Origin of the sequence: Maritalea sp. S77 (assembly GCF_049801075.1) — a bacterium.
In the GTDB taxonomy this organism is placed as follows: Bacteria; Pseudomonadota; Alphaproteobacteria; order Rhizobiales; family Devosiaceae; genus Maritalea.
In genome coordinates this window covers 1,396,362-1,421,215 of the sequence record NZ_JBNAGG010000001.1, presented here as the reverse complement: position 1 = coordinate 1,421,215, position 24,854 = coordinate 1,396,362, and the positions used below count along the sequence as shown (strand labels likewise).

Below are 24,854 nucleotides of genomic sequence, written 5' to 3'. Positions count from 1 at the left end.
AAAATTTAAGCATCGCTTATATATGCTGCCAAGAATATGAAAAACAAGGCAGCCTAAACAGTGAAAAAGCAGGGGCAAAATAGCGGCTTCTGGCGCAATTCGATCTGGCATTTTACCAATATGCCGGCTCTGATTTGTGTTGTCTTTTTCTCCTTCTTTTGGATATTTGTTGAAGACCAGCGCAATCGCGTTTACCTGCAAGAGCAGCGCAATGAGGTGTTGGCAAGTGCCAGCCTCGTGCGGGCTGAGCTTGAACATAAGGTCAATTCGAACCTGCAGCTTGTAAAAGGCTTGGTCAGTGTGATCGCATCTGAGCCAGATATGGGGCAGGTGCGCTTTTCCTTTTTGGCCCGCGCTCTGTTTGATGATTCTGAGCAATTGCGGGTGCTGGCAGGCGCGCCAGACCTAAAGGTCAAAATGATCTACCCGTTTGTTGGTAATGAAAGCGTCATCGGTCTCGATTATTTGGAAAATGAAGCCCAGCGCGATGCAGCTTTGCGTGCCCGTGATTCGAGCGAGCTAATTTTGGCTGGCCCAGTTGATTTGGTGCAAGGTGGCACTGGCTTCATTGGGCGCTATCCGGTCTTTCTAAATCATTTTACCGGCCAAAAAGAATTTTGGGGCATCGTTTCTGCCGTGATCGATGCTGACCGCCTTTATGAAGCCAGTGGCTTGTTGGATGAGAAATTGATGCTCGACATTGCGTTGAGGGGTGAAGACGGCCTGGGCGATAGCGGGCGGATTTTTTATGGCAATGAAGGGCTGGTGCGCGACAACCCGATATCTGTAAAGGTCAATTTGCCTTCTGGCAGTTGGACAATGTTGGCAACGCCCAAAAATGGGTGGGCAGATACCGCACCAAACGCTTGGCAATTGCGTTCCGTCCTGGCCATCGTTTTGCTGATTATTGTTGTGCCGCTTCTATATACAGGCCATCTGATCCGCCTGCGCGGGCAACAAAACCAAGAGTTGGAAACACGGGAGCAGCAGCTTGAGTTGTTGCACGAGCGTTTGCGTGTGGCCTTGTCTGCATCGGCGATTGGCGTGTGGGAAACCAATTTGAGTACCGGTGAAAATGTATGGGACGACCGCACAAACGCACTGTTTGGCTTTGACGATTGCATCTATATCCGCTCGGGTAGAGACTGGGAAGAAGCGCTACATCCTGAAGATTTGGAACGCGCAAAGCGAGAGTTCCAAGTTGCCATAACGGAAAAAGGCAATTTGAATTCTCAATTTAGAATTATCACTGCGAAAGGTGAAGTTCGTCATCTTCAATCGCGTTGCTCTTATTATCATCCCGAGGGCGGCGACCCTAAAATGGTCGGCGTAAATTGGGACGTCACTGACGAAGTTGAGATGAAAAACGCGTTGATGAACGCGAAAAAGCAAGCTGAGGGCAAGAATGCTGAGCTCAAATCTGCGCACCAGAAAATCGAACATCTGGCGATGCATGATGAACTGACTGGTTTGCCAAACCGGCGGTTGCTGGATCAACATTTGAGCAAAATGCAGGAAAAAATGAGCGATGATATGGGCCTCGCCATATTGTCGATCGATTTGGACAGATTTAAGCAAATCAACGATACACTTGGTCACCGGGCTGGCGATGCCACCCTTTGCCATTTTGCGAGTGCGCTGCGCTCCAACGCCCCGAAAGAGGGATTTATCGGCCGTGTTGGTGGCGACGAATTTGTTGTGGTCATGCCATGCGATGGCAATCTGGACATACTTGCTGAGTTGGCCAAACGCATTATTGATGCCGCCAATCAACCGTTAAATTTCGAAGGCCAAGTCTGTCGTTTTGGCGCCAGCATCGGCATTGCATGTACGCCAGATAATGATGTTGAATATGCAAGTCTCTTGGTCCGTTCAGACATTGCGCTATATCGCGCCAAGCAAGATGGCCGAAACTGCTATTCCTTCTTCACCGATGAGCTACAAACCAGCATTGTTGAGTCGCGTGAATTGGCGGATGAAATCTTGCGCGGCATCGAGCAATCTCAATTCGTCCCTTATTACCAGCCACAATTTGATGCTCACACGCTCGAGATTATCGGCGTGGAAGCACTGGCGCGCTGGAAACATCCTTCCAAAGGTGTGCTGTCTCCATTTGAGTTTATGAGTGCGGCACAAGAGCTGAATGTGATGGACAAGCTCGATCACATCATGTTGCAACGTGTGTTGGACGATATGAGCACATGGCGTGCCCAAGGGCTCGATGTGCCCAATGCATCAGTTAACGTGTCTTCTAGTCGATTGGAAGATGAGGACCTGATAAAAAATCTTTCTCAATTCGACATCAAGCCAGGCCAAATCACATTTGAATTGGTCGAAACGATCTTCCTTGATGAGTCGAAAAAGATTGTTGATGAGAACCTCGCCCGCATTCAGGATATGGGCATCGACATTGATATTGATGATTTCGGCACAGGCCACGCGTCAATTGTGGGGCTGTTGCGGTTGCATCCGAAGCGATTGAAAATTGACCGCCAATTTGTTGCACCGCTCACCCAGTCAGCAGAGCAACGTCGCCTTATTAAATCCATCATCGATATGGGTAAATCCCTCAATATTGAGGTGTTGGCAGAGGGCGTGGAAAAAGAAGACCAAGTGCGCATCTTGCGCTTGCTTGGCTGCGACGCTTTCCAAGGTTATCTATTCGGGCGTCCAATGCCCGCTGACGATATGGCGCGCTTTGTTAAAGACCAGCAATCAGAAGCACAACTACGGAAAACTGCCTCACTTTAGGCGGATGCTAGCTCACTAACAATTGCGCGATCACTGCACGCAATTCATCAATGCCATCCTTCTTTTCAGATGAAGTAATCAACATTTCAGGATGCGCAGCGCCATGCTTGGAGATGATATTGCTGGTGAGGGCAATCACCTTCTCAAGTTCGGCAGCTTTGGGTTTGTCGGCTTTTGTGATGACGATCTGGTAGGAAACCGCTGCCCCATCCAGCTCGTTCATAACAGTCTCGTCAGCAGGTTTCGGCCCGTGACGACCATCAATGAGCACAAATACACGCCGTAGGTTTGGGCGGCCTTTCAAATAGGCATGGATGAGTTTGGTCCATGTTTCCACGGTCTTCTTTGGCGCCTTCGCAAATCCATAGCCTGGCATATCGACAATGCGCACCGGTGCATCATTAGCTTCAAAGATATTCAGCTCTTGCGTGCGCCCAGGTGTGTTGGAGGTCCGGGCGAGGTTAACACGCCCGGTCAATGCATTGATCAAAGATGACTTGCCCACATTTGAACGGCCCGCAAACGCGATCTCCGTGCAATCTGTTGGCGGCAGGTCGTCAATGCGCACGCACCCCTTGATGAAATTCCAAGGGCGTGCGAACAGCAGGCGACCGGCTTCCAATTGTGCAGGTGTATATTCAGTCATCGTCTAAGCTTGCCTTTTCTAACTGGGCGATATCGGCACCCATTATCGCATCTCTGTGCTTTGTAATCTTTTCCACCGACCAATGCCACCAAGCAATCTGCTCAAGTCGCGCGATGACGTCATCGCTAAATCGCATTTTTACCGTGCGCGCGGGATTGCCCACCACGATGGCGTAGGCTGGTACATCTTTGGCCACAACGGCCTTGCTGCCAATGATGGCGCCATTGCCAATGGTCACGCCGGGCATGATGGTCGCTTCACGACCAATCCAAACATCATGGCCGATGGTGGTATCACCTTTGGTGTTCTCCACCCACTCAGCACTATTGAAGCCTGCTGCCCAATCTTTTGAGAAGATCTGGAAGGGGTAGGTCGAGAAGCCATCCATTAAATGATTGGCTCCATTCATGATGAATTGACACCCTTGCGCCAGTGCACAAAACTTGCCGATGATTAGCTTATCGCCAACAAATTCGAAGTGATATTGAACATTGCGCTGTTCAAAATCCTGCGGTTTGTCACCATCGTCATAATAGGTAAAGTCCCCGACTTCGATGTGCGGGTTGGTGATATGATTTTTCAAGAAGACGATCCGATCAAGATCTTTGATCGGAAAAGGGGTATTCGGATTCGGGCCGTACATAGGCTGTCCTTTGCAAAAGTGTGTGAGCAAATTGCGCGTCCGCAGCGATCGCGGTTGTACGGTTATTGAATCATTGGCTGAGCCTACCCTTTAAACAATTGAGGCGGCTAAGTTAGCCGCCTCATTTTAGATCGTCAATTACTTCGCTTCTTCTTCAGGCTTCTTCCGCTTGAAGGAGGCGGCGATGTTGCCGAACAGGTCAACATCCACGCCATGGCGACGCATGATCACATATTGCTGCAGAATGGAGAGGAAGTTGTTCCATGCCCAGTAGATCACCAAACCGGCAGGGAAGCCTGCCAACATGAAGGTAAAGATAACTGGCATCCACGCAAAGATCGCAGCTTGTGTTGGGTCTGCTGGCGGAGGGTTCAAACGCATTTGCACGAACATGGTGATACCCATGATCAATGGCCAAGCGCCCAACGCCAAGAAGCCGCCCAACAATGGCAAGCCCGTTGGGTCAAACGGCAACAAGCCGAACAAGTTGAAGATATTGGTCGGGTCTGGTGACGCCAAATCCTGAATCCAGCCAAAGAACGGCGCATGGCGCATTTCGATGGTTACGAACAACACTTTATAGAGCGAGAAGAACACTGGGATCTGGATCAATACCGGCCAGCAACCACTCATCGGGTTGATCTTTTCGCGCTTGTAGAGCTCCATCATCGCTTGCTGTTGCTGCATGCGATCATCTTTATGGCGCTCTTGGATTTCTTTCATCTCAGGCTGCACTTTTTTCATTGCGGCCATTGAAGCGTAGGACTTGTTCGCGAACCAGAAGAACAAAGCTTTGATGATGACGGTCACTGCCAAAATAGCGAGGCCGAAATTGCCCAAGATGCCATTGAGGAAACGGATCAAGTAAAAGATTGGCTTGGTGATGAAGTGGAACCAACCCCAGTCAATCAAAAGCTCAAACCGATCAAAACCAAGATTTTGCTCGTATCCATCGATATATTCTTCAACCTTCGCACCTGCAAACACATGGCTTTTGAAGCTGCCGGTTTGGCTTGCGCCAATCACAACAGGGTCTTGCGCCACAAAGCTTGATTGATAGGTGGGGCGGCCATTGGCCAAACGGTGAGAGAAACGGGCATTCACCGATGTGTCCGGTGTCGGCACAACAGCTGTGGCCCAATATTTATCGGTGAAGCCAAGCCAACCGCCATTTGAAGAATAATCTTTGCGGCTCTCTTCAGCCAAATCACCATATGACAATTCAATCAGATTGTTATCTGACAACACGCCGATTGGACCTTCATGCAAAATGAAAAAGCCGGAGGTTTGCGGTGTTTCTTGGCGTGTCACGCGGGAATAAGGGAAAAGTGCAATATCGCCAGAACCGTTGTTTTCAACAGTCTGTGTCACTGTGAAGAGATAGTTTTCATCCACATTGAATGTGCGCTTAAAGATTTGGCCATTGCCATTATCGAACTGCAACGTAACGTCGTTGTCGACAGAAAGAGTCTGATTGCCAACCACTTGCCACTGTGTATCAGATTTCGGCAAATTCGCTGTTGAGCCGGTGGCGCTTACCCAGCCTTGTTCCACAAAGTAGGGCTCTGGCGTGCCTTCTGGAGACAAGAGCGTGATGATTGGGCTGCTGTCATCCACCGTTTCGTGATAGCGCTTCAAGCGCAAATCATCGATACGGCCGCCAGTCAAATTGATCGAGCCAGTCAACGCTACTGTTTCAATTGAAACGCGATCGCCTTGGGCGATCACTTCATCCCGACTGCCCGTCAGGGCCGCCGTTGGTGCGGCGATCTCGCCAGTGCCACCATCCGCTGAAGGTGTTGGCAAGTCTGCTGTTTCTGAGTTGGTTTGCTGTTGCTGCGCAGCAAGTTCCGCTTGTCGTTGGGCTTTTTCCAATTGCGGCCCGGCAACAAAATATTGCCAACCCACCAGCACCAAAATCGACAACCCGATTGCCAGGACGTAGTTGCGGCCTTCATTCATGATTTTGACTTCCGATCTATTGCATGCGCAGCAGCGCTTCTTTCGACATGTATCTTTTCAAGCGCCCGCGAAAGGCTCTTTTTAAGTTCACTAAAGGGTTCATGTAACGCTTCTTGACGACCAATCAATACATAGTTGAAGTTTGGGTCAAAGTTTTTCGCGAACTCCCGGGCAAGTGCGCGCAAACGTCGCTTCACCCGGTTGCGTTGTGGCGAATTGCCCACCCTCTTGGTCACTGTATAACCAACCGCGGGGCCAGTTTCACAACCCTCATTGTGCGCAACAGCTTGCAGCACAAAGCCGCGCCGGACAATTTTACGTCCCCGCGCGGCTTTCAAAAATTGCGCCCTTTTTTTCAACTGGCGCATAGGTGTCATCTCGCTTTTCGGACCCTTATCGTGCCCAAATCGTCACTTAAGCTGACAAACGCTTACGGCCACGTGCGCGACGTGCATTCAAAATTTTGCGACCATTCTTGGTGGCCATACGTGCGCGGAAACCGTGACGACGTGTGCGAACAAGATTGCTAGGCTGAAATGTACGCTTCATTGCTCTTCAAGACCGCATCTTAAAGGACACGGTTCCTCTTTTATTGTTTAATTCTGGATTGACCAAAGATGCAAAAGGCTTTTGTTTTGGCAAAACAGAGCCGACCGCACCATCAAAAATGGTCGAGTTGGGCTGGCTTATAGGCAATCGCGCCCCTCGAGTCAATCAAAACCCTCGCGCGCGAACGCACTTTTTCCCCTATCTGTTTCACAACTTAAGCTCAATTCTGAGTGATCATCCTGTCATTATAATTTACTTGGGTCCGCGCGCGACAAATGTTTAGTTTGAGGGGAACGAAACGGACTGGACATCCCCATGGCCTTGTTAACACAAACCAATCTATCGCAAGTGAAACGCTGGCTCCCTGTGGCGCTACTGCTGATCATCATTGCAATCCTGTATTTTACGGGCAGCTATAAATGGCTTTCCATTGAAGCATTGGTGCAAAATTATTCGGCCATGGTGCAGTTTGTGACCGACTATCTGTTGGTCGCTGTGCTTATATATATGGTGTTCTATGCGGCGGCAGTTGCTTTGTCCTTTCCCGCAGCTTGGGTGCTAACGGTTTCCGGCGGGCTATTGTTTGGTTGGTGGATTGCAGGGCTCGCCACCATATTTGCGGCAACCCTTGGCGCCTCAATCTTATTCTTTATTGCCAAAACCTCGCTTGGTGAGCATATGCGGGAAAATGCCAAGGGCTATATTCAGAAAATGCGTGATGGCTTCCAAAAAGACAGTGTCAGCTACATGTTCTTTTTGCGCCTTACGCCGGTTTTCCCTTTCACGCTGGTCAATATCGTGCCCGGCATCTTGGGTGTGCCGTTCGGCATTTATTTTTGGACCACGCTTGTTGGTATCGCGCCGGGCAGCTTTGCTTATGCCTATGCAGGCGAGGGGCTGGATTCCATCGTGAGAGCTCAAGCTGACGCTTACGAGGCCTGCGTGGCTGCGGGCAACGCCACATGCGGTATCTCGCTTAAGGTTGGCAATATCATCACAACCGACTTGTTGATTGCATTAGGCGCCCTCGGCGTGGCATCGCTAATTCCTATTATTGTCAAACGCTTGCGGAAATCTCCCGCATAATCAATTATGACCAAAACGCACTTGGTGCGAGGACAAACTCTATGGCAAAAATTCTTCAACCTGACTTGTGTGTGATCGGTGGTGGCTCTGGCGGGCTCACGGTTGCGGCGGCGGCATTATCGCTTGGCGCCAGCGTTGTATTGATCGAGCGCGACAAAATGGGCGGGGATTGCCTCAACTATGGGTGTGTGCCGTCAAAATCACTCATTGCTTCAGCCAAGCGCGCGCAATATATGCGCACCTCCACCTCGTTTGGCATCGCCGCGGAAGATCCAAAAATCAATTTTGGTCGCGTGAATGAGCATGTGCACGGCGTTATCGCTGATATTGCACCTCACGATTCGGTCGAACGATTTGAAGGGTTAGGTGCAACCGTACTTCAAGGAGAGGCAAAGTTTGTCGATCCCAAAACGGTCAAAGTGGGTGACCAGGAGGTCAAAGCTCGTCGGTTCGTCATCGCCACAGGTTCCCGCCCAATGACACCGCCAATACCCGGCCTTGGCGATATTGAATATCACACCAACGAGACCATTTTTAATCTCACCCGCAAGCCGCAACATCTTATAATTGTTGGAGGTGGGCCAATTGGCATGGAGATGGCCCAAGCGCATCGGCGGTTAGGGTCAAATGTCACCGTGCTGGAAATGCAGGCGCCATTGGCAAATGATGACCCTGAATTTACTGAAATCGCCCTAAAGCATATTCGCCGTGAAGGTGTGGATATTCGCGAAGGCGTCAAAGTCACGCAAGTTGCACCAAAGGCGAAAAACATTGCGGTGACCATTGAGACGAAAAGTGGTGAGACTGAGGAGATTGTTGGGTCGCACTTACTGTTGGCCGCAGGCCGAAAGCCCAATGTGGAAGCATTGGATTTGGAAAAAGGCAAAATCAAATTCGACGGGCGCGGCGTCAAAGTCAATAAAGGGCTCAAATCGTCAAACAAACGCGTCTATGCCATTGGTGATGTCGCGGGCGGTCTGCAATTCACCCATGTTGCGGGCTATCACGGTGGTCTAGTGGTGAGAAACGCGCTTTATCGGCTGCCGATCAAAAACGACACGTCCATCATTCCTTGGGCCACATATACCGATCCGGAAATCGCAAATGTGGGGTTCACCGAAGCAGATGCGCGTAAGAAATATGGCGACAAGTTCAAAGTGTTGCGTTGGAGCTTTGCCGAAAACGATCGGGCGCGTGCCGAGCACGTGGAAGAAGGTCTCCTCAAGGTTATCACCACCCCGTCGGGCCGAATTCTAGGCGCAGGCGCCGTCGGCAAAAATGCGGGTGAGCTGATCAACATTTATGCATTGGCGGTGGCCAACAAAATGAAGATTGGGGCTTTCACCAAAATGGTTGCGCCCTATCCAACGCAATTCGAGATTGCAAAGCGCATCGCGGTGGAGTTCTATAAAGACAAGGTCGATCATCCTGTTTTGAAGTTCTTGCTAGAGCTGAACAGGACGTTGGGCTAGGGCACGGGCTGCAAAGGCATCTATGGCGAACGAACAGTTTGACGCTCCAAAACGGGTCATATTTGGCCTTTCTATGAAACTGATCACCATGATTATTGCCATGATCATGGTGGTGGAAGTTTTGATTTATCTACCCTCCGTGGCCAATTTCCGCATCAGCTGGATGGATGACCGCGTGCATGTGGCGGGCGTGGCCGCGCGTGTTATTGAGACCGTGCCAGATACGATGGACCTCACTCCGGACATGATCGGCAAGCTGCTCAGTTCGGCCGAAGCGGAAGCCCTGGTGATCCGTACAGAAGGGCAATCGCAATTGATTGAGCGCCCGGACATGCCGATGCCTGTCGCCGCCTATGCAGCAGATACGCGTGAGCGTGCACCACTTGATTTGATCGCCGGCGCTTTGGAAATCCTCTTTTTTGGGTCAAACCGCACCATGCGGGTGATCGGCGTGCCGATGGACAGCCAGGATGTTGTTGTCGAGGTGTTGGTCAATGAGGCACTGTTGCGTCAAGAACTGATCGCCTATTCCCGCAATATCTTCTGGCTCTCACTTCTGGTCGCCAGCTTCACGTCCTTTGCTATTTTCCTGTTCCTAAACGGCTTGTTGATTCGCCCGATCACGCGCTTGACCCGCAACATGGTTGCTTTTCAGCAAGATCCAGATGATGCCCGCAAAATCATTGTGCCTTCCGAGCGACGAGATGAGGTGGGCATCGCGGAGCGTGAACTCGCCGCGATGGAATCCAATTTATTTACAATGCTCAAGCAAAAGCAGCATTTGGCGGACCTCGGGTTGGCCGTTGCAAAAATCAATCACGATTTGCGCAACACGCTCGGCTCTGCGCAATTGCTTTCCGATCAGGTGGCTAATCTAGACGACCCGCATGTTCAGCGCTTGGCGCCGCGTTTGGTGAATACACTCGATAGGGCGATTAAGTTTTGCCAGTCGGTATTGGATTATGGGCGTCATAAATCGGTTGCCCCAAAATTCGAACAGGTTGATTTGCGCGCATTGCTCGATGAATCAGCGTCCGAAGCGGCGATCCGGGTTCATCCTGAAATTGAATGGCTAAATCAGGTGGAAGATGATGTCATCATATCGGTCGATCCGGATCAGATTGCACGTGTTTTCACCAATCTGTTTAAAAATGCGCGGGAGGCACTAGAGACGCACAGCCTGAAAAATGGCGACCATCCGTCCATTTTAGCTAATTTGATTGTTGATCAAGCGCAAGTTTGCCTCACAATTGCGGATAACGGGCCGGGCCTGTCCCCACGTGCCAAGGATAATTTATTCCGTGCGTTCGAAGGTTCTGGTCGGGCGGGGGGCACTGGGCTTGGTTTGGCCATCGCCAAAGAACTGGTCGAAGCCCATGGCGGCGCACTCAAATATATTCCAGAAGAAAGCGGCACAAAATTTGAGATTTGTTTGCCCCGCTAATCCGGGCTTTTCCGCCTGAAAATGACAAAGATATGAAAAAGATGCGATTGAAGGTCTTGCAATCATTTCAAAGCCAGTATATGGCTTTGCGCTGTTGATTGACGGAACAAATTGAGCCGTTGATTTTAAGCACCGGTAGCTCAGCTGGATAGAGCACTAGACTACGAATCTAGGGGTCGGGAGTTCGAATCTTCCCCGGTGCGCCACTTTTCCCCCTCTTGAATGTTATAAGTTATTGGCTTGCGGTCATGGTGGACCAAACGTCGATTTTGAATTCTATATTAGCATGTCCGCTACGCAGTCAGCGCGGGCGTTTGTCCTGCCTAAGCCAGCGACCGATTTTATTTGCTCGGGATAGGTTTCGGTCGAACTAAGGTGTTGTGCAAGGCTACGGTATGGTCAATGTTACAAGCATGACGACCGAGACAGAGTTTTCCTTCGCAAATTTAACTGGTTCCGCACAACGGCACATTCGCGTATTTCAGATGCACCAGTTTCTGGACCGTTTTGCGATGGGGCTGACGGTTGCCGTTGTTGTCCTGGCGTTGACTGACCGAGGGATGGACCTCTTTCAAATTTCGCTTCTCTTCGGCGTCTACTCGCTCACAACGATGGCGATGGAGTTACCATTTGGCGGCCTTGCCGACAGCATTGGCCGTAAGCCAGTCTTTCTAACGGCGGTTGTCGCAAGTTTGATTTCGCTAGCGCTATTCCTTTCAACCAGCAATTTTTATGTTCTTGCGCTCTCATTTGCATTTATCGGCTTTGGGCGGGCGCTTCGGTCGGGCACACTTGATGCATGGTTTGTCGAAACCTTTAGGGCCGCCGCACCAAACGTTGATGTCCAACCCGCACTCGCGAAAGCGCAATGGGCCAACGCTCTGGGGCTGGCCATTGGGGCGGTTCTGGGAGGTCTTTTGCCGGATATGTTGGGATATGTCGCGGAACGCTTTGGGTTCAGCATCTATGACGTGTCCTATGCAGCAAGCTTTGTTGTCATGTTGGGCGTGTTTGTATTTACGGTATTGGCCATTGTCGAAAAGCCGCGCCCGATGGACGGCAATGCTCTATTGCATGGGTTTTCAAATGTTCCAGTGATGATAAAGGACGCGAGCCTACTGGTGCTGAACCGTCCGGCTTTGTCGATGCTTTTGGGATCGCTGTCATTCTTTCTGATGGCGACAAATCCGGTGGAGGTGCTATGGCCAACCCATGCGAAGCCTATGTTGGAAGAAGGCTATGCCAACACCGTCATTGGTGTCGTGACCGCGACATATTTCTTTTCCATTGCTTTCGGCGCTTCCATATCCCCACACCTTAGCCGGGTATTCAAGCGACGGCATGCGATGACACTGGCGGCAATGTTTGCTTGCTTGGCGGGTGTTCAGATCGCGCTGGCATTGCAAGGAGGCATCATCGGCTTTGTCGCCGTTTTTATCCTATATTCAGTTATCCTTGGCGCCTGTGAAACACCCGCCAGTAGCATTCTACATCGCTGCGTTGAAGATCGTCAGCGATCAACCATGTTGTCGCTGAGATCGTTGATACAACAGTTGGGAGCAGCATTGGGATTGGTTTTGGCCGGCGCTATCGCGAAACTATATTCTACACCAGTCGCGTGGATGATTGGCACGGTCTTTCTTGTCATTGCGGTCATGTTGGCTTTGGTTTTAGCTAAACGGTTGGACGCAGAAGCTGAATAGCCAACACCCATAAAATGTGACAACCAGCGCTTTACTCATTGTTTTGCTGTGTTCAAACCCAGTTTTTTGGGTAATCGGCTGGTCATTACGCCGTGAGTTAGATCGGACTGTTGCGCGACATGGAGATCATTGTTCAGCTATATCGAATAAATTATCCACAAGCGAAACTATAAATTCTATATCCGTTATGTTAGCCTTGACCCTAATGGCGCAGCCAGCGGAGACCGAAAGTAGTTAAATCTCGTATTGGGGTAGTATAAATCGAGATTTTATTGGTTTTACAGTCGCAGTTTTAATTTTGCTGTAAAATTTTGCGAAAAGAAAATTCCCTTAGAAAATAAGCCGATTTATATTTCGTTTTATTTTTGGGGAACCGTTGTTCTTTTGACTTTTGTTTCTGTTGCTTGTTTGCCGTTAACGACTAAGTCAATAGGAGGCTAAATTGACGGAAAATCAGGAACCAGAACTGGATGCGATTCCCGCACCAGAAGGTCCTACCGAAATCATTGATAGTGATTATGAGATCGGCCAGGACAATATTGAGACAAGCATTGGCCCATTTGGGCTAGATATTCACAATCCGGTTTTTGTGATTTCAGGGCTAACAGTGGTGGCATTCGTGTTTCTCACACTGGCCTTTCAAACTGAAGTTGAGCCATTGTTCAATGGCTTGCGCAATTGGTTGACCCAAACATTTGATTGGTTCTTCCTTCTATCTGGCAATATTTTTGTTTTGCTGTGTCTGGTTTTAATCGTCACCCCATTGGGCAAAGTGCGCATTGGTGGACGCGAGGCGACACCGGACTTTACCTATGTAGGATGGTTTTCCATGCTCTTCGCTGCGGGCATGGGCATTGGGCTCATGTTCTATGGTGTGAGCGAGCCGATCTCACACTTCACCAGCTCTATGGGCGGTGTCGTTGCTGAAAATGGCGTGCGGACAGACTGGGCCCCCCTCGGTGGCGCTGAAGGCAATGCTGCCGAAGCGGCACGCTTGGGCATGGCGGCGACAATCTTCCACTGGGGCTTGCATCCATGGGCGATCTACGCCGTTGTCGCGCTGTCCTTGGCGATCTTCTCTTACAATAAGGGACTGCCGCTAACGATCCGCTCTGTGTTTTATCCAATCTTTGGCGAGCGTGTTTGGGGCTGGACAGGCCACATCATCGATATCCTCGCTGTGTTTGCCACCTTGTTTGGTTTGGCCACATCCTTGGGCATCGGCGCACAACAAGCCAATGCTGGCTTGAGCATGTTGTTTGGCTTCCCAGAAAGCAACACCAGCATGGTGTTCTTGATCATTGCCATCACTGGCCTAGCCTTGATTTCTGTTGTGGCGGGCTTGGATGCAGGCGTGAAACGTCTATCTGAGATCAACATGGTCTTGGCGATCATCTTGTTGGTGTTCGTGATTATCGTTGGTCCCACCTTGGCCATTTTGACAGGCTTCTTCCAAAATCTTTGGGCCTATGTCGAATATCTGCCTGCCTTGTCCATGCCGTTTGGCCGCGAAGATGCGAACTTCTCACAAGGCTGGACTTCATTCTACTGGGCTTGGTGGATTTCTTGGTCACCATTTGTCGGCATGTTTATTGCGCGGGTAAGCCGTGGCCGCACGGTGCGTGAATTCATCACATGTGTGTTGATCATTCCGTCTATCGTGTCTGTTTTGTGGATGACATCTTTCGGCGGTACAGCCATCGATCAGATCGTCAACCAGGGCTACACAGCCGTATCTGAAGCCGCGCTGGAGCTGAAACTGTTTGAGATGCTGGGGCCTTTGCCTTTGGCACAGCTTACCTCTTTTGTGGGTATCTGTTTGGTGATTGTATTCTTCGTCACCTCATCAGATTCAGGCTCATTGGTGATCGACACCATGACTGCAGGCGGCAAAGTGAATGCCCCAACGCCTCAGCGTGTATTCTGGGCGAGCTTTGAAGGTATCGTGGCGATTGCCTTGTTGCTTGGCGGTGGCTTGGGTGCGCTGCAGGCCATGGCGGTGTCCACAGGCTTCCCCTTCACCTTTATCATTCTGTTGGCCTGTTTCGCGCTGGTCAAAGGGTTGATGAGTGAATTGAAGCACGCTTAACAAGCCTCAAAAATGACAAACCTGATAGGCCCGCCACTCGGCGGGCCTATTTTTAATCTAGCGCATTGCGAATTCGACTGAAGCTGACGGGGGTCATGGCCAGAAAAGAGGCAAGGCGCCAATGGTCAAACTTGTCTTCCAGCTGTTCAAAATGCTCACGAAGCCACAAAAGTCGTGCTTTACCGCCAAGTGCTGCAAGCGCCCATTGATGCGTTGATTGGTGCAAAAGCTGCTGGCGCATAATATCATTGCCCCAAGTCCGAATAGCTGCATTGTCCACCATTAGATCAAGCAAAGTTGCGGCAGATATCATGGCCACACAGCCAGGGGTGAGCATTTCGATATTCAAGAGAGAAAAACCGTCTTTCGTGCGGCTGATATGTGGCGGCAAAACCGCGGGCGCATCGTAAAAGCCGAGATGCACCTGTTCGCCATCCTGTGAAAGAATATAAGCCACACAACGGCCAGACAGCAGCAAAATTTCATCCGTTTCTGGCGTGTCCTGACGCACCAATAAGCAGTTTTCAAGGATATCTTTTTCAATGAAGTGCGGTACAAGCCTTGCCACCGCTTCGTTATCAAGCGGAGCAGCTGAGATAAGCGCTTGGCGCAAGTCCGTATGATCAGTAGGGTCAGTCATTATCAAATGATAATGCGTCAGTTCCGTGCCCGTGTCATCACAGCATTTGTGATATCGAGGAGACGCAAATGAGATTTCAGTTGAAACACAGTAGTATGCGTTGGGCCAGCTTTCTAGGTGCCGCCGCCATTTATATCTACATGCTTTCTGTCAGCCTGCCAAAGCTCACCTCATATGCAGGCGGTCTAGCGCCGTTCGATATGCGACCCGGCGGCTATAACCGGCAGGAGGCTTTGCAAGTGCTGCAAGCGCTCGGCCCAGACGGCAGGGATTATTATCTCAACCACCAACTGGTCCTAGACATTGCATACCCAGCCTTGCTAGCGCTGTTCATCTGGCAAATGTTAGACTTCATCGCGCGCCATCACACCAATTGGTGGATCAATTTCCTGAAGCGCGTCGCTTGGGCTGCCCCACTTGTGATGATCTTTGATTATGGGGAGAATGTGCTGATTGCAAGAATGCTATTGGCTGAAAATGTGACCGTAGATTTGGTCAATATGGCCAGCACCTTTTCACGCGCAAAAGCTATCACCACAAGTTTGTTTTTAACGCTATTGCTGGCTGCTGCAATGGCATATGGCTGGCAACGTTTTCGGAAGCGAGCCAAATCCGGCTAAGAAGCCAGCATATGTGCAACGGCGGCCTTCACGTGCAAGTCCGTGCTATCATAGGTCGGAATGGGGCGATCCTCATCGCTAATCAGCAAGGTGATTTCGGTGCACCCCAAAATAACGGCTTCCGCACCCCGTGCCACCATGCCTTCAATCGCGCGCTGATAAGTTGTGCGGGATTGATCGGAGATAATGCCACGGCACAATTCGTCAAAAATAATGGCGTTTAGGTTGGTGCGATCAACCTCCGGCACGACAATGTCCAGCCCATGGCTTTGTAAGCGGTCGATCAAGAAAGGTTTTTCCATTGTAAACGCAGTGCCCAATAGCCCAACGCGTTCAAAGCCATCTTCTTTAAGGGCCGCAGCAGTGCTGTCGGCAATGTGCAAAAGCGGTATGTTTGTTGCGGCCTCAATCTGAGGGGCAACAAGGTGCATGGTGTTGGTAGCCAACACCAAAAATTCTGCGCCCGCTTGTTCAAGTCCATTGGCATAATCTGCCAATAGTGCGCCAGCCTCGTCCCATGCCCCATCTTTTTGCATTTGCGCGATGGGTGCAAAATCAACCGAACGCATCAAAATGTCGGCGCTGTGCAATCCCCCCTTGTGGGTGCGCACCAACTCATTGAGCTGTTTGTAATAGAGCGCGGTGGATTCCCAGCTCATGCCTCCAAGAACACCAATCGTCTTCATGATTTTTGTTCTCCCTCAATCTGTGGGCGTACCAAATCAACAAGTTCTTGATAGAGCTTCCTTTTGAACGGCACGATCAGGTCGGGCATCTCTTCAATATCGCGCCACGCCCATTCAGAAAACTCCGCCGGATGCTCACCACCGGCAGGTTGAGTCACATTGATTTCGCTTTCATCACCAATGAAGTGAAACACAAACCAACGTTGCTGCTGGCCGCGATATTTGCCTTTGAGCGCTTTGCCCAGCAATTCATCTGGCAAGTCATAGCTAAGCCATTTTGGCACTTCAAACAGCAGTTCAACAGAGGATATGTTGGTTTCCTCATAAAGCTCCCGCTTTGCTGCTACAAGTGCATCTTCGCCCTTATCAATGCCACCTTGCGGAAACTGCCATTCATAAGCTTGCGGCACACCCGCTTTGGGCTTGCGCCGTCCAGCAAACACTTGGCCTTTATCATTGACCACGCATACACCAGCGCAAAAGCGATAAGGCATGCGTTCACGATCGATTGGCTTTGTCATGAAACCTATCCTAATTGTCTTGCATCAGTGCGCTCACTGGCACTAACACAAGATCTTTTTCTTCCAAGCCGTCGGCCCATTCTGCGATTGTGCGCACGGTGACGGGAAGGGATGTTGCGGTGGCAATGGCCGAGCCATTTTCATGCGCTAGCGCTTCCAGTTTCGTCAATTGGCGCAAAATATCGCTGCGTGATGGGGTCTCGTCCAAATTCACCTGAGCCCGCGCAAAATCAACGCCAGCTTGTTTCGCCAACTGTGGTGCCAGCGATCTGTTGGACGCACCGTCATCCAAATATGTAAGCCCACGTAGGGCGATCTCTTCCATCATCGGCTGCATATCGTTCGCCGAGGAGGTGAAGCGCGCACCCAGATAATTGATCACGCCGGTATAACCACCCATGCGCGACATCAGCCAATATAGGCGGTCCAAATTAGCCCGCGCCGCTTGCCCCACCAAAAGGGTTTGGGGGCCGGGGTCATTTTGCGGATAGTCGAATGGCTCCAGCGGAATTTGCAACATAATCTCGTGGCCACCAATGCGGGCGGCGAGCGCAAGGCTGCCAACTTCTTTGCCATATGGCGCAAAGGCTAAAGTCACTTCATCTGGCAGGCGTTCAATTGCGGAGCGGGTATTTTCCTCTGAAAGGCCCAAGCCTTCCACAACGATGGCAATAAGGCCGCGGCCCTTGGCGCTGTCCGGGGTGATAGAAGCCCGAGCATAAACATCGGCAGGTCGGTCGCCATTTGTCGCCACCTGCGGAATAAATCCATGCTGGGTTTGTTCCAGCAGTTCAGGCTTCGGTGCCGCTGCACGGGCAGCGTCGGCACCTTCTGGGAACTCGTCAATATTCACGAAGGACGGGCTATCAATAGGTTCGGCCGGCTCGTCAGGCGTTTCCTCTGCTGCGCCTTCATCAAGGGATAGGTTACGGGCGAAGTCATTATTGCCGGTGTTCGACACACCAACTTCAACATGGGGACGCCCTTCGAGCGGGCTATCAACATAAGCCACCCATATCACAGGCACCGCAATAAGCACGGTGAGCAGAGCAACAGAAACGGGCAAAAGCGGAAACCCGCCAACGCGCACCTTTTGGGTGCTGTCTTTTCGCTCGCCGCCTTTGCGCCCCAAAGGCTTATTCAAATTGTCCGCCATATGCCGCCGCAACTCATGGTTCGGTATTGGCCCCAACTCAAGGTCGGGGCCAAATCAGTTTATTCGTTTGGATTAGGTGGAAAAGCCTCATTGCTCTTTTCACCAAGCATCAAATCGATCGCATATTGCAATTGATTGTCTTTCTCGCGATCAGACGGAACATAGACTGATGAGCCGGTTGTCGCCTCATCCTCTGTGCCGCCGCCGATCTGGCCATCAAGCGCCGCTTCGCCGATGATCTCGTCGCGACCCTGCAGCTCTTCAGGCACATCTTGGAACACTTCAATGTCCGGCATAATGCCCGCTGCCTGAATAGAACGTCCACTTGGCGTGTAATAACGCGAAGTGGTGAGGCGCATCGCACCGCTTTGACCGAGCGAGATAATAGACTGCACTGAGCCCTTGCCGAATGTCCGCGTACCCACAAGCGTTGCGCGCTTTTGGTCTTGCAACGCACCAGCCACAATTTCAGAAGCAGAGGCAGACCCGCCATTGACCAAAACGATCAATTTCAGATTTTCCACTTTCTTATCCAAATCATCTGCGTTTGCGTCATAACGTGCATTTTCTTCCGCGGAGCGGCCGCGTGTGGACAAAACATTGCCACGGCTCAAAAACGCATCTGAGATGAACACGGCTTGATCGACAAGCCCGCCAGGATTGTTCCGCAAATCAAGGATGAGACCTTTGAGGTCATCGCCCAATTCGGCCTGCAAATCATCAATGGCGTCTTCCACACCAGCATAGGCTTGGCCGGTAAACCGAGCGAGGCGGATCACGCCAACATTATCTTGGGTGAAGGAGCGAACCACTTGGAATGTGATCACATCGCGTGTGATGGTCAATTCAATCGGCTCATCAGCGCCCTCGCGAACGATCACCAAATCAATGTCTGTGCCCACTTCACCGCGCATCATATCGACAGCTTCATCCAATGTTTTGCCGCGCACTGGCTCGCCATCCAACTCCACAATATAGTCGTTGGCCAAAACGCCAGCTTCGGCAGCAGGCGTATCGTCGATGGGCGACACAACTTTAATCACTTCATCTTCCATGACCACTTCAATGCCGAGGCCACCAAAGGTGCCTTGGGTATCTTCGCGCACATCGGCATAGTCATCTGGATCGAGATAGCCTGAATGCGGGTCAAGGCTGCTCAACATGCCCTGAATGGCCGCCCGCACCAGTTCTTTTTCATTTGGTGCATCCACATATTCAGATCGAATACGGTCAAAAATTTCGCCAAACAGGTTCAATTCTTCATAAACCTGTTGTTGGTCAAGTGGCCCTAGTTCTTCCTGCGTGGCCTCTTGTGCAAAAGCGGGCGCGCCGCCCGCAAAAAGGCCAATTGAGAGGGCAAGAAGAGCTGATTTCATGGTCGATTTCATAAGTGACTATCCATTCTGTGCTGTCCTGGACCCTTTGTCCCACCATCCGGTTGGGTCAATAGGCGTGTCTTCATTTCGAATTTCAATATAAAGCGTTGGCCGAGAGTTTCCAGCACTGGTCGCGATTGTTTGAGAATTTGTGCGCGCGCCCATTTTGCCCAAAGGTTCGCCCATCAATACAAATTGCCCCAAATCGACGGCAGCGCTGTCCATACCCGCCAACAGCAAGTGATATCCTTGCCCCATATTCAAAATGACAATTTGGCCATAATTAAGATAAGGGCCTTTATAGACGACCCAGCCATCAGCTGGTGCAACAATTTGCGCCTCAGCGCGGGTCACAATGTAAGATCCCTGCGAAGTGCCGCCAAATTTATCATCCGCGCCATAAGACACCACTTCAACGCCGACAACAGGTGGCGTTAAGTGGCCTTTGCCAAGTGCGAAAGGAAAGGCGGGTTCAGTGCGGGATTTGTCGGCCAATGCTAAATCAATCACGCTTTGCTCAAGCGCTTCACCTATCTCACCTTGCGATGCATCCGATGCATCAGCTTCGGCATTGGCATCGCTGACGGACTTCACCTTGTCTTCCAAGGTTTTGATTAATTGTGAGAGAGAAGTGGCGCGACTGGCCAGCAATTCTGCCTCGCGCTCTTCGGCTTCCAGCTCTTCATTTACGCGGGCCAAGCCGCGCTTGCGGGCTTCAATCAGTGTGGCGATGCGCAGCCGTTCTTCCCGCAAAACTGTAAGATTGGCCACAAGCAGTTTCTGTTCTGCCTCGGCTTCTTCTGAAATCGCCAATAGGCTATCCAGTTCAAGCCGTACGGCATCGGCGCGGCTGGCCAGTTGCGGCAAAACTGACGCCAACAGGCTGCCAGCGCGCGCTGAATTTACGGCATTGTCAGGTTCAATAATCAGGGCAGGGGGTGGGTTGCGTCCCAATTGCTGCAACGCGGTGAGCAACGTGCCGATTTCGTAGTTTTCATCATCCAGCGTGGCGCGAATGGTTTGTTCTTCTGCCCGCAAGCTGCCCAATCGTTCCGCGATGGCATTGGCTTCAATCTCCGCCAATTTCACACGCTGCGCTGCTTCAATCAGCGCGGCTGTTTGTTGGGTTCGATCGCCAGAAAGTTCATCAACCTGTGCCTTGAGCTCTTCAACGCGCTCTTCTGTCAACTCAATCGTCAGCTTGACCTGATCGAGTTCAATCTGTGCATCTTGTGTGGTTGTGGGGTCGTTGAACTGGCCAAGGCCCGGCACCATCATCATGGCGCTGAGCAGCAAAATACCAGTGCTCAACCGAGTGGCTTTTCCAATTTGGCGCAAATCAAGACTCACAGGTTAATTTCGGCTCCACGCAAATGGCGAATCACCACTCTAATGTATCAAAGGCAGGCGTTTTGTCGCGTTTAACTTTGACCTTTTTTGGGCCAATGCGGGTCTTTGGTCCACATCAATTAGTTGCGATGATAGGGATGGCCACTCAAAATGGTCATGGCGCGGTAAATTTGCTCCGCCAACATGATGCGCACGATCTGATGCGGCCATGTCAAATTTGAGAAATTGAGCGTAAGCTGACCCTGTTGCCTTAGTGATTTTTCCAGCCCGTCGGCACCGCCGATCACGAAATAGCAGTCACGTGCGGCTTGATCGCGCCATGCGCCCATTTGTTGTGCAAACTTATCGCTGGTTAGGCTTTTGCCACGTTCATCCAAAAACACAAGTATTGCACCTTCCTGCACCAAGGCAAGAATGGCATCAGCTTCTTCTTTTTTGCGTTGATCGGATTGTTTGGCGCGGCTTTCAGCCAGCTCGCGTATGCTCACATCGCCAAAGCCAAGTTGGCGGCCAGTTGCTTTCGCGCGTTCAATATAGCGGCTGACAAGTTGGCGCTCGGGGCCGTCTTTCAACCGCCCCACCGCCAAAATATGGATTTTCATGTGCGGCGAACTCTAGTGCGTCGCATCATTGGGCAAATTGGCTGCCCACATTTTCTCAATATTGTAGAATTCGCGTACTTCGGGGCGGAAAATGTGAACGATCACATCGCCAGCATCCACAAGTACCCAGTCACACTGCGGCACGCCTTCAACTTTTGGCTTGCCGAAGCCCTTTTCGCGTAGCTCGCGCGACAATTGGTCGGCAATCGCGCCAACATGACGGTTGGACCGCCCAGAGGTCACAACCATATTGTCAGCAAGGCTGGATTTACCGCGGATATCAATTGAAACCGTATCCTCGGCCTTTGCATCATCCAAAAGCCCAAGCACGATATTCAACACATTTTCCGGTGATGCAGCAGAATCAGGCGCTGCGCCCTTATTGTTGGTGTGGGGCGTCATGCACCAGCACCGAGTTCAAGTGAGATAGAAACCATTGTGGTTCAATCGTCTTTCACGCTAATTTTCACTAATTCCAATATGCGCTTTTTACGCCGGTTTTTCAAGCCTGCTGCAAGCGGTCAATCGCGGCGCTTTGCCGCTTGGCGCAATTGGGTTGAAGAAAGGTCGGACATGATCCCGTGCAGATATATCCATGCAGGCGCCGGCCGATTAGCAAAATCATGGGCATCGCTTTCATCCACGCGCCAGCGGGCCATGGCCTGCGCAGCGGGGGCAAACGGCGCATTGTGCGCCGCCCCCGGGCGCACATAAACGGCAATCGGCATCAATTGTGCCATATCTTGCCAGCGATCCCATTTGTGGAAGCTCACAAGATTGTCCGCGCCCATAATCCAAACAAATTTGCGGCCGGGCAAAGTATGTTTGAGATAGGCCAGCGTGTCATAGCTATATTTAAAGCCGTGCATGGCTTCAAATCCAGTGATCCGCACGCGTGGATGGTCCACCAGATCTCTTGCCGCCGCAATCCGCTCGGATAAGGGCTTGAGTTCGCTATGATCTTTCAGTGGGTTGCCCGGTGTCACCAACCACCAAATCGCATCCAGCCCAAGCCGTTTCAGCGCTTGGCGCGACACAAGTTTGTGGCCTTCATGCGCTGGATTGAAACTGCCGCCAAACAAGCCAATGCGCATGCCGGGCGTAGAAATAGGCAGACTCAAATCTGCATGACTGTTTTTTACAATATGTGTCACGGACGCGTTTGCCCTTTGCCATGCACGCGATAATTGAAGCTGGTGAGCTGTTCAACACCCACCGGGCCACGGGCATGCATTTTGCCCGTTGCGATACCAATCTCGGCGCCCATGCCAAACTCGCCACCATCTGCAAATTGCGTAGATGCATTGTGCATTAAAATGGCGGAGTCAACTTCGCTGAAGAACCGTTCGACGACTGTTTCATCTTCAGCCAACACGGCTTCTGTGTGGTGAGATGAATATTGGGCAATATGGTCAAGTGCCTGATCGAAATCATCGGTGATCCGAATTGAAATAATCGCATCCAAATATTCGGTGGACCAATCTTCTTCCGTTGCGTCGATCACCCGATTGTCCAGTCCCGCCGTGCGTTGGCATCCCCGCACTTCGCATCCTTTTTCCGCCAAAGCATCCACTAGCTGTGGCACCAAAAGCGGCGCGACATTCTGGTCGATCAACACCGTTTCCACCGCACCGCAAATGCCCGTACGTCGCATTTTTGCGTTTATGATCACGTCCAACGCCATATCGAGATTGGCGCTTTGATCCACCACAATGTGGCAAATGCCTTCCAGGTGCGCAAAAACGGGTACACGCGCTTCTTGCTGCACCCGCCCCACAAGCCCTTTGCCACCACGGGGCACGATCACATCTACATTGCCGTTCAAGCCCTGCAACAATTTGCCAACGGCTTCACGGTCTGTGGTAGGCACAAGCTGAATGCCATCTTTGGACAAGCCAGCGGCCTCCAGCCCATCCACCAAACATCGGTGAATGGCACGCGAGCTATGGAAGCTGTCTGATCCCCCGCGCAAAATGGCGGCATTGCCCGCCTTCAAGCAAAGTGCGCCCGCGTCTGCTGTCACGTTGGGGCGACTTTCAAAGATCACCCCGATCACCCCCAAAGGCGTGCGCACGCGATCAATTTTCAACCCATTCGGGCGGTTAATTTCCGCCAGTTTCGTGCCAACTGGATCATCCAGCAGGGCAATCTGCTCCAATCCGTCGGCAATGGCTTCAATGCGCTGGTCATCCAATGTCAATCGATCGATGAAGGCCGCGCTGATGTCATTTGCCTTGGCAGCGGCCACGTCTTTTTCGTTTGCCGCCAAAATCTCGTCTTTGCGTTCGCGCAGCAACGCGGCGCTCTTGCGCAGCGCGTCATTTTTTTGCGCTGTTGGGGCAATGGCCAACACACGCGCCGCCAAGCGGGCCCGTTCGCCCAACCCCATCATCAGCGTATGAATATCGGCTTGATCTGACATCTAACTCGCCTCCAACAAAACCAAATTGTCGCGATGCACCAATTCAGTGCGCGAGCTTGGTCCAAAAATCTCTGCAATTTGGTCTGAACGTTTGCCCAACACCATTTGCGCGTCCGCCGCATCAAAGTTCGACAAGCCGCGGGCACGTTCTACCCCAGTCGGGTCAAAAATGGAAATCGCATCGCCGCGTCCAAATGCCCCCTCCACCGCAGTCACGCCAATCGGCAGCAGGCTGGTGCCTTTGGCCAGTGCGTTGGCTGCGCCTGCGTCAATGGTAACGCGACCTGCGGGCAGGGCTGACATGATCCAGTTTTTCCGGGCCGCACGCTTTGTGGCCATGGGCACAAAAAAGCTGTGTCGTGCACCTTTAGCGACGGCCCGCAAAGGGTGATCGACCGCGCCTTTGGCGATGATCATCGCAGTGCCAGCATGCACGGCCATCTTGGCCGCCTCAATTTTTGTGCGCATACCGCCGCGAGATAAGTGGCTGGCTGCGCCCCCGGCCATGGCTTCAATCTCTGGTGTAATCCGCTCAATGCGCGGCAAAAATTCGGCATTGGGATCGATATGCGGCGCTGCGCTATATAGGCCGTCTACATCAGAAAAGATGATCAGCCCGTCGCTCTCCACCATCGTGGCCACGCGCGCGCTCAGCCGATCATTGTCGCCATATCGAATTTCGGACGTGGCGACGCTGTCATTCTCATTGATGATTGGCACAGCGCCCAATTCCAACAGCGTGTTCATCGTGGTTTTGGCATTCAAAAAATGCCGACGCTGTTCGGTGATGTTGGGGGTCACCAAAATTTGGCCCGCCACAATATTGTGGGTGTGCAAAATATCGCTAAAGGCTTGGGACAGGGCAATTTGCCCCACAGCGGCCGCCGCCTGGCTTTGATCGAGCGGGAGCGTTTCTGCATCCAATCTCAAGATGCGCCGACCCAGCGAAATCGCTCCGGACGAAACGATAACGATTTCCATGCCCTGAGATTTGAGCTCGGCGATATCAGCGGCGAGGCTTTTCAACCAAGTTTTACGCAGCGCACCGGTGTCGGCATCCACCAGCAAAGCAGAGCCGATTTTGATCGTCAGGCGTTTAAACCCGAAAAAATCGCTGAACGCATCTGCCATAAAAA

23 protein-coding genes and 1 tRNA gene are annotated in these 24,854 nt (G+C 51.5%); 8 read left to right on the top strand and 16 right to left on the bottom strand.

Translation table 11 applies throughout. The features are described 5' to 3' along the window. Positions 1-60: 60 nt before the first annotated feature. Complete coding sequence (locus ACP15Y_RS06840; protein WP_424982253.1) at positions 61-2,751, top strand: bifunctional diguanylate cyclase/phosphodiesterase; 2,691 nt, start codon at positions 61-63, stop codon at positions 2,749-2,751. Between the two features lie 7 nt (positions 2,752-2,758). On the opposite strand, the gene yihA is transcribed toward ACP15Y_RS06840, so the two are convergent. The 5 genes from yihA to rpmH form a co-directional block, all read right to left on the bottom strand. After that, positions 2,759-3,397, bottom strand: a complete 639-nt coding sequence (yihA, locus tag ACP15Y_RS06835; RefSeq protein ID WP_424982252.1) for a ribosome biogenesis GTP-binding protein YihA/YsxC — start codon at positions 3,395-3,397, stop codon at positions 2,759-2,761. After that, positions 3,390-4,040 carry a CatB-related O-acetyltransferase gene (locus tag ACP15Y_RS06830; RefSeq protein WP_424982251.1) on the bottom strand — a complete coding sequence of 217 codons (651 nt, stop codon included), beginning with the start codon at positions 4,038-4,040 and terminating at the stop codon, positions 3,390-3,392. Before ACP15Y_RS06830 ends, yihA begins: the two co-directional genes overlap by 8 nt. A gap of 138 nt (positions 4,041-4,178) precedes the next feature. Then, positions 4,179-6,002, bottom strand: coding sequence for a membrane protein insertase YidC (yidC, locus tag ACP15Y_RS06825; protein ID WP_424982250.1), 1,824 nt, complete (start codon positions 6,000-6,002; stop codon positions 4,179-4,181). After that, positions 5,999-6,370, bottom strand: a complete 372-nt coding sequence (gene rnpA, locus ACP15Y_RS06820) for a ribonuclease P protein component (RefSeq protein ID WP_424982249.1) — start codon at positions 6,368-6,370, stop codon at positions 5,999-6,001. Before rnpA ends, yidC begins: the two co-directional genes overlap by 4 nt. 46 nt (positions 6,371-6,416) lie before the next feature. Next, positions 6,417-6,551 carry a 50S ribosomal protein L34 gene (gene rpmH, locus ACP15Y_RS06815; protein ID WP_084633949.1) on the bottom strand — a complete coding sequence of 45 codons (135 nt, stop codon included), beginning with the start codon at positions 6,549-6,551 and terminating at the stop codon, positions 6,417-6,419. 315 nt (positions 6,552-6,866) lie between these two features. On the opposite strand from rpmH, the gene ACP15Y_RS06810 reads away from it, so the two are divergent. The 6 genes from ACP15Y_RS06810 to ACP15Y_RS06785 all read left to right on the top strand — a co-directional run bounded on the left by ACP15Y_RS06810 (position 6,867) and on the right by ACP15Y_RS06785 (position 14,345). Further along, positions 6,867-7,637, top strand: a complete 771-nt coding sequence (locus ACP15Y_RS06810) for a TVP38/TMEM64 family protein (RefSeq protein WP_424982248.1) — start codon at positions 6,867-6,869, stop codon at positions 7,635-7,637. A 41-nt stretch (positions 7,638-7,678) separates the two neighbouring features. Further along, positions 7,679-9,109 (top strand): dihydrolipoyl dehydrogenase family protein, encoded by a 1,431-nt coding sequence (locus tag ACP15Y_RS06805; RefSeq protein WP_424982247.1) that lies wholly within the window; start codon positions 7,679-7,681, stop codon positions 9,107-9,109. A 22-nt stretch (positions 9,110-9,131) separates the two neighbouring features. Further along, positions 9,132-10,553, top strand: a complete 1,422-nt coding sequence (locus tag ACP15Y_RS06800; protein ID WP_424982246.1) for a sensor histidine kinase — start codon at positions 9,132-9,134, stop codon at positions 10,551-10,553. 129 nt (positions 10,554-10,682) lie between these two features. Further along, positions 10,683-10,759 (top strand) — tRNA-Arg (locus ACP15Y_RS06795). Between the two features lie 189 nt (positions 10,760-10,948). Then, complete coding sequence (locus ACP15Y_RS06790) at positions 10,949-12,256, top strand: MFS transporter (RefSeq protein ID WP_424982245.1); 1,308 nt, start codon at positions 10,949-10,951, stop codon at positions 12,254-12,256. 442 nt (positions 12,257-12,698) lie between these two features. Then, a complete protein-coding gene (locus ACP15Y_RS06785) occupies positions 12,699-14,345 on the top strand; it encodes a BCCT family transporter (protein ID WP_424982244.1) in 1,647 nt (548 codons plus the stop codon). A gap of 52 nt (positions 14,346-14,397) precedes the next feature. Here ACP15Y_RS06785 and ACP15Y_RS06780 read toward each other — a convergent pair whose 3' ends face one another. Further along, positions 14,398-14,985 carry a Crp/Fnr family transcriptional regulator gene (locus tag ACP15Y_RS06780; RefSeq protein WP_424982243.1) on the bottom strand — a complete coding sequence of 196 codons (588 nt, stop codon included), beginning with the start codon at positions 14,983-14,985 and terminating at the stop codon, positions 14,398-14,400. A gap of 68 nt (positions 14,986-15,053) precedes the next feature. Here ACP15Y_RS06780 and ACP15Y_RS06775 point away from each other — a divergent pair, with 68 nt between their 5' ends. Beyond that, positions 15,054-15,605, top strand: a complete 552-nt coding sequence (locus ACP15Y_RS06775) for a hypothetical protein (protein WP_424982242.1) — start codon at positions 15,054-15,056, stop codon at positions 15,603-15,605. Here ACP15Y_RS06775 and ACP15Y_RS06770 read toward each other — a convergent pair. The 10 genes from ACP15Y_RS06770 to proB form a co-directional block, all read right to left on the bottom strand. Beyond that, positions 15,602-16,291, bottom strand: coding sequence for an aspartate/glutamate racemase family protein (locus ACP15Y_RS06770; RefSeq protein WP_424982241.1), 690 nt, complete (start codon positions 16,289-16,291; stop codon positions 15,602-15,604). The genes ACP15Y_RS06775 and ACP15Y_RS06770 overlap by 4 nt on opposite strands. Next, positions 16,288-16,812: an RNA pyrophosphohydrolase gene (locus ACP15Y_RS06765; protein ID WP_424982240.1), complete on the bottom strand. Its 525-nt coding sequence runs from the start codon at positions 16,810-16,812 to the stop codon at positions 16,288-16,290. The genes ACP15Y_RS06770 and ACP15Y_RS06765 overlap by 4 nt, the downstream gene beginning before the upstream one ends. A gap of 10 nt (positions 16,813-16,822) precedes the next feature. Then, positions 16,823-17,968 carry a divergent polysaccharide deacetylase family protein gene (locus ACP15Y_RS06760; protein ID WP_424982239.1) on the bottom strand — a complete coding sequence of 382 codons (1,146 nt, stop codon included), beginning with the start codon at positions 17,966-17,968 and terminating at the stop codon, positions 16,823-16,825. A gap of 59 nt (positions 17,969-18,027) precedes the next feature. Next, entirely contained in the window at positions 18,028-19,344 is a 1,317-nt protein-coding gene (locus ACP15Y_RS06755) for a S41 family peptidase (RefSeq protein ID WP_424982238.1), read from the bottom strand. An 18-nt stretch (positions 19,345-19,362) separates the two neighbouring features. Continuing rightward, positions 19,363-20,655 (bottom strand): murein hydrolase activator EnvC family protein, encoded by a 1,293-nt coding sequence (locus tag ACP15Y_RS06750; RefSeq protein ID WP_424982237.1) that lies wholly within the window; start codon positions 20,653-20,655, stop codon positions 19,363-19,365. Between the two features lie 158 nt (positions 20,656-20,813). Beyond that, positions 20,814-21,296 (bottom strand): 23S rRNA (pseudouridine(1915)-N(3))-methyltransferase RlmH, encoded by a 483-nt coding sequence (gene rlmH, locus ACP15Y_RS06745; RefSeq protein WP_424982236.1) that lies wholly within the window; start codon positions 21,294-21,296, stop codon positions 20,814-20,816. A gap of 12 nt (positions 21,297-21,308) precedes the next feature. Next, complete coding sequence (gene rsfS / locus ACP15Y_RS06740; protein ID WP_424982235.1) at positions 21,309-21,698, bottom strand: ribosome silencing factor; 390 nt, start codon at positions 21,696-21,698, stop codon at positions 21,309-21,311. A gap of 119 nt (positions 21,699-21,817) precedes the next feature. After that, positions 21,818-22,450 carry a nicotinate-nucleotide adenylyltransferase gene (locus ACP15Y_RS06735; protein WP_424982234.1) on the bottom strand — a complete coding sequence of 211 codons (633 nt, stop codon included), beginning with the start codon at positions 22,448-22,450 and terminating at the stop codon, positions 21,818-21,820. Continuing rightward, positions 22,447-23,718 (bottom strand): glutamate-5-semialdehyde dehydrogenase, encoded by a 1,272-nt coding sequence (locus tag ACP15Y_RS06730; RefSeq protein WP_424982233.1) that lies wholly within the window; start codon positions 23,716-23,718, stop codon positions 22,447-22,449. The genes ACP15Y_RS06735 and ACP15Y_RS06730 overlap by 4 nt, the downstream gene beginning before the upstream one ends. Then, positions 23,719-24,849: a glutamate 5-kinase gene (gene proB / locus ACP15Y_RS06725; protein WP_424982232.1), complete on the bottom strand. Its 1,131-nt coding sequence runs from the start codon at positions 24,847-24,849 to the stop codon at positions 23,719-23,721. Positions 24,850-24,854 lie beyond the last annotated feature (5 nt).